The following is a 12,078-nucleotide window of genomic DNA, read 5'->3' as shown; positions in this document are numbered from 1 at the left end:
TGAACTCGCCAGGGAACGCCCCGAGACTAGCGTCCTCAAACGGGACACAGTATCAGATGTGATTTTTGCTACAGATAGTATATAACTCGGCCTCTCCTGTTCGTCTATAATGGCAACGGCGGACGCGGACTGGCTGACCCTCGATCGCACGCCGTTCGACGAGGTGTCGTTCTCGCGCGTCTGGCTGCTCGCGCTCGCCACGTACGGCGTCGGCGATATCGTGACGACCATCGCGCTCGTCTACTTCAGTCCGCTCACCACCGAAGCGAACCCGGTCATCAGACAGGCCATCATGGCCTTCGGCGGCGGCGGGTTCCTCGCGCTCAAACTGCTTGTCATCTACGCCTGCATTGGGATCAGCCTCTGGGCGGGCGTCGGCGACGACGACAGGCTCATGTTCTACGCGCCGCCGCTCCTGTTGACCGCCGTCGGCACCTACACGACGGTTCACAACCTCGGGATCCTGTTTCACTGACCCGGCGTTCCGCCGCTCGATTCCGCGAGACCGAACACGACGTCGAACCCCGCGAAGTCGCTCTGTACCTCGTTGCCGGTTTCGGTCGGCAGTCGCCACTCGAAGACGACCGTCACCTCCTCGCCCGCGGCGAGGGATCCGATCGTCCGGTTTCGCGCCTCGACGCCCGCGAGCGGGACGAATCCGCCACCGCCGAGCACCCGGACCGTCTCACCGCCGGAGTACCGAACGGAGAGTCGGACGAGCAGACTCTCGGCGAGCTCGCCCTCGGCCGGCGAATCGTCGGCCGACGCTTCCGCGTTCGTGATGCCGTTTTCCTCGCTCGTGACTGTGAGACTCACGACGGCGAGTTCGCCCGCCGCCGTCCCGTCGTTCCGGAGCGGCAGCCGCGAGACGCCCCCGTCGCCAGGCGCGACGCCCTCCGCTCGGAGGAGCGTCGCGTTCGCGTCGGCAGTCAGCGAGAGGTCCCCCGTCGCACCCGGCGTCGAAGTGGGCGCCGGGCTCTCGGTGGGGAACTGGATCCCCGGCATCACGTTGCCCTGGTCTTCGATGACGAACGTCCCGATGCCGCCGCCGACGAGGACGAGCAACAGCAACAGGAGAAACAGGAGCGACCGCCAGCGCCGTCGTTCGTTCTGGCCGCCCTCGTCGTCGCTCCTCGATGGACGGTCGTCTGCGGGCTCGGCCGGCGCTCCGTCTGGCGGTTCGCCCGATTCGGTCGGGCCGTCGCTGGAGACGGCGTCGGGCGCCTCAGCACCGTCGCGCGATTCCCCGTCCGGCGAGTCGACGGGCGCCCGGTGACTGTCGTTCGCGTCGTCGGAGTCCCGTGGATCACCGGGGTCGCTCATCTTCACCCTCCGTGTTTCGGGGCGGCGACCAGTGGCTATCGGGCGAGGGGAACGACCACGGGCGAATCCGCTCTGAGACGCGGCTGGCAGAGCCGACCCACCCGTCGGTTCGTGCCGCGTGGTCCATCGGTATCTGACACCTCACCCGTCCGCCCGAACCCGGTCCGGAGCCGTCCGCCGATTGCGGAACCCACCCGCTCGGCGGCCGCCGCGACTCCGGTTGTTACGAATACTGATCGGGAGAAAGCCAGTTAAAGCTACTGTGTCACTCGAACCGGTCGAGCGCGTACGCGGAGACGTCCGCGTCGGTCTCGCCGTCGAGAGTCAGGTCCGCGAGCACCTCGCCGAGCGCGGGCGCGAACTTGTACCCCCGGCCGGAGAGCCCGGCGGCGACGGCGACCCGGCCCTCCGAGAGGGTGTCGACGACGAACTGCCCGTCGGGCGAGTTGGTGACCAGCCCGGTGTCGAGGCGCAGCGTCGACCCGGCCGCGCCGGGCACGTAGCTGTCGGCGAACCGCCGGAGCGGCCGTTCGTCGGCCTGCGTCGGCCCGGCGAGGTTGTCCGGTTCGGTCGGCCGGAAGTCCGCCCGTCCGAACTTCATCCCCGGCAGGTACACACCGGGGACGCCGTAGTAGTTCTCGCCGTCGACCGTCGCGACGAACGGCGGCGCCCGTGCGTCGCCGGTTCGCGTCGGGTCCTCGTCTGCGCCGTCGACTGCGCCGTCGGTATCGCCGGTCCGCCCGCCGTCGCTCGGAGCGAACCAGGCGGTCGCGTGGCGGCACGGCTCGACGATGCCGTCGAGGACGTCGACGGACTGGGCGGCCCAGGCGCCGGCGGTGACGACGAGCCGATCCGCCAGGTACGAGTCGCGGTCGGTGTCGACCCGCACGCCGTCGCCGGTCCGCGACCAGTCGACGACGCGCTCGCGCGCCTGCACCGTCGCGCCCTCCGAGAGCGCCGCGGAGACGTGGGCCACCACGCCGCGCTCGGACGCGACGACGGCGCCGTCGGGCTGGTAGAGCGCCTCGGCCCCCTCCGGGAAGTCGTAAGCCGGATACCGCTCGGCCAGTTCGGCGCCGGTGAGCGATTTGAATGCGAGGTCGTGGCGCTCACAGGCGTGACGCGCGCTCGCGACCGGTTCGTCTCCCCCGACGGCGACCGCGAGCGACCCGGTGTCGGTCACCAGATCGGTCCCCGTCGCCCGTTCGAGGTCGCGCCACCCCTCGTGGGCGCGGTCGGCGAGCGCCATCGTGGCCGGGTCGACGTCGAGCAGTCGCTGGAGGAGCCTCGTTCTCCCGTGAGACGAGCCGCGGGCGTGAGGCACGTCGAACCGTTCGAGTCCCAGCACGTCGGCACCCCGCCGCGCGAGGTGGTACGTCGCCGCGCTCCCGACCCCCCCGACTCCCACGACGATCGCGTCGTATCGCCCGCCGCTCGGTGTCATAGGGGTCACTGTGCGTGCATCCGGCAAAGCGGTTACGTCATCGCTCCGTCCGACGCGCCCGCGGGCGGCGGTCGGCGACGGCGTGCTGGCGTCAGTCCGCTTCCGCCCGCGGTTCCGCGTAGATCCGCTCGATGGCGTCATCGTGGACGTTCCGGATGTTGCGGCGCTTCTTCTTCATCGAGGGCGTGAGCAGGTCGTTCTCGACGGTCCACTCCCGGGGGACGAGTTCGAACCGCTTGATCCGCTCGACGCGCTCCAACTCCGCGTTCACCTCCTCGATGGCCTCGCCGACCCACTCGCGGGCGCGCTCGTCGCGACAGACGGCCTCGTCGTCGTCGGGGAGGTCGATCCCCTCGCGGTCGGCCCAGCGGCGCAGCGCGTCGAAGTTGGGGACGACGACGGCGCCGATGAACTTGCGATCGTCGCCGACGACCATCAGCTGGTCGACGCGGTCGCTTGTGGCGAAGCGGTCCTCGATCGGCCCCGGCGCGACGTTTTTCCCCGTCGAGAGGACGACGAGTTGCTTCAGTCGGTCCTTGTAGCGGAGGTACCCCTCCGCGGTGACCTCGACGATGTCGCCGGTCCGGAAGTAGCCGTCCTCGGTGAACGTCGCCTCGGTCTCGGCCGGTGAGTTCCAGTAGCCGTCGGTGACGTTCGGGCCCCTGACTTCCAGTTCGCCGACCGGCCCGTCGGCCTCGGGGAACTGGCCGGAGCCGACCGCGGACTCGTCGACCCGGGCGTCGACGTCGACGACGGGGGGCCCCATCGTCCCCGGGCGGATCGACTCCGGGGGGTTGACCGAGACGACGGGCGCGGTCTCGGTGAGGCCGTACCCCTCGACGACGGGGATCCCCATGCCGAGGAACATCTGGGCGAGGTCCTGGCTGAGGCTGCCGCCGCCGCTGACGAGGAACTCGACCGCGCCGCCGAGGCGCTCTTTGACCGTCGAGTAGACGAGCCGGTCGGCGATCCGGTGTTTCGCCCGGAGGGCGAGCCCCGGGTCGTCGGCCCGGGCGTAGTCGCGCGCCACGTCGACGGCCCACTCGAAGATTCGCTCCTTGGCGGCCGACTCGCTCGCCTGCTCGCGCATGTTGTCGAAGATCCGCTCGTACACACGCGGGACGCTCGCACCGGAGGTCGGCCGGAGGAGTTCCAGGTCCTCGGGGAGCGTGTCCGGGCTCTCGGCGTAGCCGACCGCCGCGCCGGACGCGAACATCAGGAAGTGCCCCGAGAGCCGCTCGAAGACGTGCGCGAGCGGGAGAAAGGAGATAGAGCGCGAGTGGTCGTCGAGGACGGGCGTGTCGCCCTTGTCAGGCCGCGGCCCCATCCGCTTGCGACACTGGTTGACGTTCGCCCGGAAGTTCCGATGGGTGAGCTGTACGCCCTTCGGCTGGCCGGTCGTCCCCGAGGTGTAGATGATGCTCGCCAGGTCGTCGGGGTCGCGCTCGGCGATCCAGGTCTCGTACGTCTCCAGGTCGAACGTCTCCTCGCCGCGCTCGTGCAGCTCGGCCATCGTCAGCGCGTCGTCCCGGTCGGCGGCCGGGCCGTCGGGCGCGCACTCGTCCATGACCACCGAGAAGGAGAGGTCGAGGTCGTCCTCGACCTCGTGGACGCGTTCGAGGAGCGACTCGTCGCCGACCACGACGCCCATCGCGTCGGGGTCGTCGAGGAGGTATCTGACCTGTTTCGGGGAGGAGTCGGTGTAGACAGTCGTCACGACGCCGCCGGCCGCCAGCACGGCGAAGTCGGCGAGCGCCCACTCCATCCGCGTCTCGGCGAAGATCGCCACGCGGTCGCCCGCCTCGACGCCGAGGTCGCGGAAGCCCGCGGCGAGCCGGCGGACGACGGCGCGCATCTCCATGTACGTGATGTCGGTGAACTCCCCGGGCGGCGCTTCCGGGATCACCTCGGGCGCGAGCGAGCGGTCGTAGACGCTGCCTTTGTAGCGCTGGGCCGCGGCCTGGGCGTACCGATCGGCCGCGGATTCGAACATCGCCGCGAGCGTGTCCGACCCGACGACCTCGTCGGTGTAGGACTGCTCGGCGGCCCACCACTGGCCCGTCGGCTCAGGAGAAGCCATGGGACGGCGTAAGCCCCCGTGCATGATATATGTTATCGAACCTACGGCCGACGTTCGCCCGTTGAACGATCGCAAACGATCGGTGCGTTTCAGGCCCCATCCCAGCACTGGAGCGACCTCGGTCGCGACCCGTCTGCCCGACAGGACCGTGGACGAAGCAATAGAGGGGCCGGACCGCGGGAACTCACGAGGAGAGGGGCTTTCACGGTCACGGGGAGTTCACACTCGGCTCATCGGAGCCGTCTCGACCGGAATCGCGCCGGGCGGACAACCGATTCACCGCGACGCGGATCACGCCGGTCGCGACGCCGGCGACTATCGCCAGGGGGACGGTGATCCAGCCGACGAACAGGAGGCTCCACACCGACGCGAGCGGCATGAGAAAGGCGGCGCCGCCCGTTCGCTCGGTCAGGTGCAACAGCGGCCACAGGAACCACGCGACGGGATGTGCGAAGACGCCCGTGAACAGGCCCGCCGCCGCCCCGCCGAGAATCGGTCGTCCGCGGCAGTACCGCTCGACGCCGACCCAGCTTAGCCAGCCCACGAGCGCAGCCGCGATGAGGCTAGCGAGGGCGAACGCCCCGTCCGAGTCCGAGACGGTCGGCCAACCGAACCACGGGACGACGAGGACCGAAGCCAGCGCGACGAACAGCACCGCCGCCAGCGTCGCCCACAGAAACTGACCTCCGCTGAGACGGCGGGAGTCGTCCTCCATCGACGCTCCGTACACGGGCCGATCGTAAATACCCCATCGGACTGACGAATCGAGGGGGACGCTCTCCGCAGATTTCCGGGTAGAGACGGTACCGATGCCATCGCCGGCAGACCGAGGAGTCCGTAGCCGTCGAGGACCGGGCCGGCGACGGATTCAGGTGCACGAATTGGTATAGCGAATACAGATTTACACACTCGATAGGCCGGTTGCACAGCTCGGCGGAGACAACGACTGTCAGCCGAAGATCTGCCCGAAGATCGACGCCTGCGCCCGATGAACGCGTTCGAGGTACGCCGACTTGCTGATCCCGAGTTCGGCGGCCGCCTGGCCGGCGGTCGCCTCGCGGGGGACCGCGAAGTAGCCGGTCGTCAAGCCGGCTTCGACGGCCTCCACCTGCGCGGGCGTGAGGTTCCAGTGGGCCGCGACGGACGGCTCGCCGTCGGAACCGAGCGGCGTGACCCGCTCGATGGTGACGCCGACGGCGTCGCCCGCGGCTTCGAGCACCCCTTGCAGTACCTCCCGGCCGACGACGGCCCCACTGTAGAACTCCTCCCCGTCTCGGTACCGCAGCGACTCCGCGAGGAAGCCCGCGTTCGTCAGGTCGTGGACCACGCAGGGCGCCTTCGAGAGACAGCGGTAGGTCTCGCGGCCGTCCGCCCGCGCGACGTGGAGGTAACGGACCCGGTCGTCTTCGTCGAGCGCTGCCGCGACGCCGGAATCGGCGGGACCGCTACAGTGGACCAGCGCGTTCCCGTCGGTGCGCAACTGGGGCGGGCGGGCGTCGACCGTGACCCCAGCGGCCTCCGTCGCGCGCGCGACGGGGCAGTCGTCTCCCGTCACCCGGAACTCCACGGCGAGACACTGGTCGATCATTCCGGTTTGTTCGTCCCCGCCGCGTATAAACCCGCGATATAATCGGGTCAATACGTACCCGCGGCAGAACCATAATTATTAATATGGATATAGAAGCGGTCGAGCAACGAGCGGGGCCGCGGGAGTTCGGGCCCGCCGACGACATGCCCGAGGAGTACCGGAAAGCGGCGACGCGGATGCTCCAGTTCCACGCGAACAGCGAGATAATGGGCGCGTACCTAGAGAAACCGTTCATCCGGCAGTCGCCGAGCGTCGACCGGAAACTGGCGTTCAGCGCGAAGGTGCAGGACGAGATCGGCCACGGTCAGTTGCTGTATCGCGCCGCCGAGGCGCTCGGCGTCAAGACCCGCGAGGAGATGCTGGACGAGCTCGCCCGCGGCGACGGGAAGTTCCTCAACTGCTTCCACTACGAGATGACCGAGTGGGCGGAGACGCCGATGATCGCCTTCTTCGTCGACGGCGCGGCGATGAAGCGCCAGGCCACGCTCAAGCAGTCGAGCTGGACGCCCTACGCGCACGCGATGGACAAGATCTGCTTCGAAGAGGGGTTCCACGTCAAACACGGCGAGGACATCATGCGCGAACTCGCCACGGGGTCGCGCAAGGAACAGCGGCTGCTTCAGGAGGCGTTCGACAGGTGGTGGCCGCGCATCCTCCAGTTCTTCGGGCCGACCGACGACAAGAGCACCCACCACGACTTCGCCGCCGACGTGGGCCTGAAGACGATGACCAACGACGAACTGCGCAACCAGTTCCTCAACGCCTACGTCCCGAAGGCTCGCAAGTACGGGCTGGAGATCCCCGACGAACCCCGTATCCGCTACCACGAGGACGACGACCGCTACGAGGTGGTGGAAGACGACCTCGACTGGGACGAGTTCTTCGCCATCGCGAAAAACGAGTATCCCGAGGGACTCGACCAGATCAACGGTCGGGCGGCAGCCCGCGACGCCGTCGCGTGGGCCCGCGACTCGCTGGAGTCGACCGGCGCGGGCGGTTCGGGGAGCCCGACGGCGCCCGTCGGGGGCGACTGAGGATGCGCTGGGAGGTCTTCAGACAGGAGCGACGGGGGAAGTACCACAAACACTGCGGGGACGTGCACGCGCCGGACCGCGAGATGGCGACGCTGTTCGCCCAGATCCAGCACGGGCGGCGGATGACGACGAACAGCCTGTGGGTCGTCCCGAGCGACGAGGTCACCGAGGTCGACGCCGACGACACCGCCTTCGGGGGGCGGACGGACAAGGCCTATCGGTGGGCGACCGCGTACAACGTCGACGCCAGCTTCGCCGAGGAAGTCGCTGACTCCGAGAAAGAGCAGGCCGCCGCAGAGAGATCGAGGGGTGGGGACTGATGCCCGCTTTGCGAGCGCTCGCGGAACTGGACGACGAGGAGCGGTCGGCGGCCGAGGCGCTCCTGTTCAGGCTCGCGGACGACGAGTTCGTCCTCGCGGAGCGCTACACCGAATGGCAGGTGGTCGCGCCGACCCTCGAATCGGACCTCTCGCTCGCGAACATCGCCCAGGACGAACTCGGGCACGCGCGCGTGAGGTTCGACGCCCTGGGCGAACTCGGGTACGACGAGCGGGACCTCGTCTGGGAGCGCGACCCCGGAGCCTTCCGCCACAGCACGCTCGTCGAGTTGCCCTTCGCGGAGGGCGACTGGGCCGACGCGATCCTCCGAGGGTACCTCTACGACGCGGCCGAGGACCTCCGTCTCGACGCCGTCGCGGCGTCCGGCGTTCGAGAACTCGTCGACCCGGTCGAGAAGATCCGGAGCGAGGAGGAGTACCACCTCGACCACGCCCAGACGTGGCTCGAACGGCTCTGCGACGACGAGGGCGGCCGGGAGCGCGTGCAGGCGGCCGCCGACCGGCTGTTCCCGTACGCGCTGACCCTGTGGGCCCCGGGAGCGGAGGCGTCCGCGATCCGCGACCACGGGTTCCGCGGCGAGTCGCTCGAATCGATGCGGGGGCAGTGGCTCGATACGGTCGCCTCGTTCCTGGAGAGCCTCGACGTCTCGGTGCCGTTCGACCCGGGCGACGACCCCGCGGAGTCGCTTCCCGCTGCGCGGGGCCGCGACGGGAGCCACACCGACCACTGGCCGGAACTCCACGACGAGTTGACCGAGACCTACCGCGAACTCGGTCGAAGCGACGTCCGGCGACTCCGGGGTGAGAACGCGTGAGCGACGTCTTTCCCGACGAGGAAGCGCCCATCGAGGACGATATCGAAGCGGCCGGTTCGGAGCCGACGCCGTGCGCATATACCGAATATCACGATATCAAATCCGGGGTGGAACGGGATCTCCCCGCCACGGGAAGCGACGCGGAGGGCGTCGAAGCGCGGGTCTGGGACGCGCTCCGGGAGGTCGAGGACCCGGAGATGCCGGTCAGCGTCGTCGACCTCGGGCTGATCTACGGCGTGTCCGTCGCCGACGGCGTCGCGGCGGTCGAGATGACGCTCACCTACACGGGGTGTCCCGCGCGGTCGATGATCACCGACGAGATCGAGCGGGCGGCCGCGAGCCCCGACGGCGTCGAGGCCGCCGACGTGCGATTGGTGTGGTCGCCGGAGTGGACCCTGGACATGGTGACCGAAGCAGGACGCGAGCGACTCCGCGAGTTCGGGGTGAGCGTCTGATGGGCCGCCGCGCCGACCCGAGCGTCGAGGCCGGCGGTGAAGACGCGGCCGTCGCGTGTCCGTACTGCGGGTCGACCGAGACGGAGCGCGACCACCCCAAGGGGCCCTCGCTCTGTCGATCGATGCACTACTGCACCGCCTGCGACCAGCCCTTCGAGGCGATGCGGGACTGAAGACTCTTCACCCACCGTTGCCAACGGCGGGCATGCGCGTTCACGCGGTCGCCCTCGTCGCGTTGCTGGCGGTCACCGCCGGCTGTAGCGCCCTCGGTGGACAGTCTCCCGATGCGACGACGGAGACCCCCGCGCCGACCGAGGCCCCGACCGACGAGCCGTGCCGGACAGACCTGCTACTGACGTCCGAGGGCAACGACCGGGTGACGCCGAAACCGCTGCCCGAGGAGCGCCCGGACCAGGACCCGGAAGCCGTCGGGCAGTTCGCACGCGAGTACGAGCGGGCCTTCGCTCACAACCACGAGATCGGCGAGCGGGCCCGCGACGTGACCGTCGAACTGCAGGGAACGACCGTCAGGTCGGTCGACGGCGGGTACCGCGTCCGCGTCCACGTCTGGACGCGAACGGTCGTGGATCCGCCGACGGCGGCGACCGACACCGGGACGACCACTCGGGAGTCGTTCTACGACGCTCACTACTTCGTCTCCGAGGGGGTCGTTCGTCGGGCCGAGACCGAGCGCCACGGGACGCTCCCCGACGACGACCTCTCGCAGTCGGGGCTCACGCTCGCGTGCTGGGAGTAGTCCGGAGTCCACGCGACGGCCACACCGGGGTCCTTTTTTGGACAGCGCGGCGAGACTGGAGTATGACCGAACACGACGGGTGGTTCGCGGGGCTCGATCCCGGCGACGCCGAGGCCGCGGTCGAGCGGATCCGGACCGGGTCGGCCGCGGCGCCGGCGGAGTGGTCGGCGCTCGCCGTCGACGAGGGGTTCGCCGACGACGCCGACGACTACTACCGGCGCCTCCACGACGCGACGTTGGCGGCCGCGCGAGCGGGCGTCCACGAGCGCGAGCGCGCGGACGACAAACAGCTCATCCACGCCGTCCGCGCCATGGACGACTGCGAGCGCACCGCCAACGAACTCGCCGAGCGCGTCGCCGAGTGGGCCGGCACGCGCTTCGACGACGCGGAGACCGGCGTCGAGTACGCCCGTGAACTCGCCGCGGGGACCGAGGGTCGAGAACCCGCCGACCCCGGGGAGGAACGCCTCCTCGCCCTCGCCGAGCGGACGGCCGCGCTGGCCGACGAGGCCGACGAACTGCGGACCTACGTCGAGGAGACGACGCCAACCGTCGCGCCGAACCTCGCGGCGATGGCCGGGCCAGTGCTCGCCGCCCGACTGATCTCGCTGGCCGGCGGGCTCGACAGCCTGGCGAAGAAGCCGTCCAGCACCGTCCAGGTCCTCGGCGCCGAAGACGCACTCTTTGCCCACCTCCGGGGGTCGGCCAGCTCGCCGAAACACGGCGTCATCTTCACCCACGAGTACGTTCGCGGCACGCACCCGGACGAGCGCGGGTCCGCGGCGCGCGCGCTCGCGGGAAAACTCACCCTCGCCGCCCGCGTCGACCACTACAGCGGCGACCGAAAGCCCGAACTCGACGCCGAACTGGACGAGCGCATCGCGACCATCCGGGCGCGGACCGCATCCGGCGGGAACGACGACGGCGCCGGGGGTGACGACTCGTGAGCGACCTGCCCGACGGCGTCGAGCGGCGCGAGTTCGACGGCGTCGAGCGGCTGGCGACGCGAGGCGAGCCGGTCTACGGCGAACCGACCGACGGCGAGTGGCGCGCGTGGAACCCCGACCGGTCGAAGCTCGGCGCGATGCTCGAACTCGGGATGGACACCGGAGTCGACGGCGGCGAGACGGTCCTCTACCTGGGGGCCGCCGCCGGGACGACCGCGAGCCACGTCGCCGACTTCGCCGGCCCGACCTACGGCGTCGAGTTCGCCGCCCGCCCCGTGCGCGACCTGCTCGACGCCGCCGAGCCGCGCGGCAACCTCTTTCCGCTGCTGAAGGACGCTCGCAAACCCGAGACGTACGCCCACGTGGTCGAGCCCGTCGACGTTATCGTCCAGGACGTCGCGACGCGCGGACAGGCGAAGGTTGCGACTGCCAACGAGACGTTCCTCCGCGAGGACGGCCGACTCCTGATCGCGATCAAGGCCCGGAGCGAAGACGTGACCCGCGACCCGGAAGACGTGTTCGCGGACGTGCTCGACGAGCTCGAATCGACCTACGAGGTGCTGGAGACCGAGCGGCTCACCCCCCACCACGACGACCACCTCGGCGTCGTCGCGACGCCGCGCTGACCGTTTTCGCGCTCGGTGGCCCTGTCGGTGTTCCGGAGGTGTTATCCGTCGACAGGGCAGAGAGGCTTGTAGGCGGCACGGTCAGCAGCACCTTTCGGTTCGCGTGGTTTCCACGTGGACTATCGCTGACTGACCTAAACCGTCTCTCTAACGACACCGAGCGACTGCCATCGGTTTTCAGAGAGACGGATCCGCGGCTCGGACGAACGTTCGGGGACGACGGAAACTGCGGTTTTTGGTGACCGACTCGCCGCGCCGATCAGTACCTGTCCCGCCCGACGAGGAAGTACAGGACGATCCCCAGGAACGGCGCGAAGAAGACGACCAGCGCCCAGAGGAACGCCGGCTGGCTGCTGTTGGCCTGTGCGTCCTGGTACGTCCAGACGATCATCGCGAGGGAGACCGCCAGTAACAGGATGGCGAACAGGAAGAAAAACGCGGCCGCGCCTGACTGTAACGCTATCATGGAGGGCATCTGTGGCGAATGATTCCGTCACGTTGATAAATATCTTGTGTTGGATGCCCGAGTGACGGGCGCCGCAGGTCCGTCGTGCGATTTCGGGGAGGTCGGGAGCGGCTCTGGCCGGGTCAGTCGGGGCGACTCCGGTCAGGGCGGACGGGAGCGGCTCCGGTCGTGGCGGTCGGGGGCGACTCACGTCGGGGCGGACGAC

General features: G+C 69.5%; 15 protein-coding genes. 9 read left to right on the top strand and 6 right to left on the bottom strand.

Annotated features, from left to right (window positions below; genetic code table 11):
- Positions 1–109 precede the first annotated feature (109 nt).
- Positions 110–475 carry a hypothetical protein gene (locus PSC72_RS22320; RefSeq protein ID WP_274323629.1) on the top strand — a complete coding sequence of 122 codons (366 nt, stop codon included), beginning with the start codon at positions 110–112 and terminating at the stop codon, positions 473–475.
- Here PSC72_RS22320 and PSC72_RS22315 read toward each other — a convergent pair.
- From PSC72_RS22315 to PSC72_RS22295, 5 genes are all read right to left on the bottom strand, one after another.
- Positions 469–1,323 carry a hypothetical protein gene (locus PSC72_RS22315; RefSeq protein WP_274323628.1) on the bottom strand — a complete coding sequence of 285 codons (855 nt, stop codon included), beginning with the start codon at positions 1,321–1,323 and terminating at the stop codon, positions 469–471. The two genes, PSC72_RS22320 and PSC72_RS22315, sit on opposite strands and share 7 nt — an antisense overlap.
- A 265-nt stretch (positions 1,324–1,588) precedes the next feature.
- Positions 1,589–2,767 (bottom strand): N-methyl-L-tryptophan oxidase, encoded by a 1,179-nt coding sequence (gene solA / locus PSC72_RS22310; protein ID WP_274323626.1) that lies wholly within the window; start codon positions 2,765–2,767, stop codon positions 1,589–1,591.
- A gap of 91 nt (positions 2,768–2,858) precedes the next feature.
- The gene (locus PSC72_RS22305) at positions 2,859–4,847 is read right to left on the bottom strand and encodes an AMP-dependent synthetase/ligase (RefSeq protein WP_274323625.1); all 1,989 of its coding nucleotides are present in this window, start codon (positions 4,845–4,847) and stop codon (positions 2,859–2,861) included.
- A 208-nt stretch (positions 4,848–5,055) separates the two neighbouring features.
- Positions 5,056–5,562, bottom strand: a complete 507-nt coding sequence (locus PSC72_RS22300; RefSeq protein WP_274323624.1) for a hypothetical protein — start codon at positions 5,560–5,562, stop codon at positions 5,056–5,058.
- A gap of 234 nt (positions 5,563–5,796) precedes the next feature.
- The gene (locus PSC72_RS22295) at positions 5,797–6,435 is read right to left on the bottom strand and encodes a helix-turn-helix domain-containing protein (RefSeq protein WP_274323623.1); all 639 of its coding nucleotides are present in this window, start codon (positions 6,433–6,435) and stop codon (positions 5,797–5,799) included.
- 83 nt (positions 6,436–6,518) lie between these two features.
- Between PSC72_RS22295 and paaA the strand changes: the two genes are divergently transcribed.
- From paaA to PSC72_RS22255, 8 genes are all read left to right on the top strand, one after another.
- Entirely contained in the window at positions 6,519–7,469 is a 951-nt protein-coding gene (gene paaA / locus PSC72_RS22290) for a 1,2-phenylacetyl-CoA epoxidase subunit PaaA (RefSeq protein WP_274323622.1), read from the top strand.
- Positions 7,470–7,471: 2 nt separating this feature from the next.
- Complete coding sequence (gene paaB / locus PSC72_RS22285) at positions 7,472–7,789, top strand: 1,2-phenylacetyl-CoA epoxidase subunit PaaB (protein ID WP_274323621.1); 318 nt, start codon at positions 7,472–7,474, stop codon at positions 7,787–7,789.
- Positions 7,789–8,622: a 1,2-phenylacetyl-CoA epoxidase subunit PaaC gene (gene paaC, locus PSC72_RS22280; protein WP_274323620.1), complete on the top strand. Its 834-nt coding sequence runs from the start codon at positions 7,789–7,791 to the stop codon at positions 8,620–8,622. The genes paaB and paaC overlap by 1 nt, the downstream gene beginning before the upstream one ends.
- A gap of 29 nt (positions 8,623–8,651) precedes the next feature.
- Positions 8,652–9,077, top strand: coding sequence for a 1,2-phenylacetyl-CoA epoxidase subunit PaaD (paaD, locus tag PSC72_RS22275; RefSeq protein WP_328518196.1), 426 nt, complete (start codon positions 8,652–8,654; stop codon positions 9,075–9,077).
- Positions 9,077–9,250 (top strand): 1,2-phenylacetyl-CoA epoxidase subunit PaaE, encoded by a 174-nt coding sequence (paaE, locus tag PSC72_RS22270; protein ID WP_274323618.1) that lies wholly within the window; start codon positions 9,077–9,079, stop codon positions 9,248–9,250. Before paaD ends, paaE begins: the two co-directional genes overlap by 1 nt.
- Before the next feature lie 32 nt (positions 9,251–9,282).
- Entirely contained in the window at positions 9,283–9,834 is a 552-nt protein-coding gene (locus PSC72_RS22265; protein ID WP_274323617.1) for a hypothetical protein, read from the top strand.
- A gap of 62 nt (positions 9,835–9,896) precedes the next feature.
- On the top strand, positions 9,897–10,781 hold the full coding sequence (locus tag PSC72_RS22260) for an NOP5/NOP56 family protein (protein WP_274323616.1): 885 nt from the start codon (positions 9,897–9,899) through the stop codon (positions 10,779–10,781).
- Complete coding sequence (locus PSC72_RS22255; RefSeq protein WP_274323615.1) at positions 10,778–11,407, top strand: fibrillarin-like rRNA/tRNA 2'-O-methyltransferase; 630 nt, start codon at positions 10,778–10,780, stop codon at positions 11,405–11,407. The genes PSC72_RS22260 and PSC72_RS22255 overlap by 4 nt, the downstream gene beginning before the upstream one ends.
- 259 nt (positions 11,408–11,666) lie before the next feature.
- Here the strand turns inward: PSC72_RS22255 and PSC72_RS22250 are convergent, their stop codons facing one another.
- Positions 11,667–11,882 carry a PLDc N-terminal domain-containing protein gene (locus PSC72_RS22250; RefSeq protein WP_274323614.1) on the bottom strand — a complete coding sequence of 72 codons (216 nt, stop codon included), beginning with the start codon at positions 11,880–11,882 and terminating at the stop codon, positions 11,667–11,669.
- Positions 11,883–12,078: the final 196 nt, after the last annotated feature.

It is taken from the genome of Halosimplex aquaticum (genome assembly GCF_028747785.1).
Classification (GTDB): Archaea; Halobacteriota; Halobacteria; order Halobacteriales; family Haloarculaceae; genus Halosimplex; species Halosimplex aquaticum.
The sequence above is the reverse complement of the archived record's forward strand: the minus strand, read 5'-3'. Positions and strand labels throughout refer to the sequence as shown.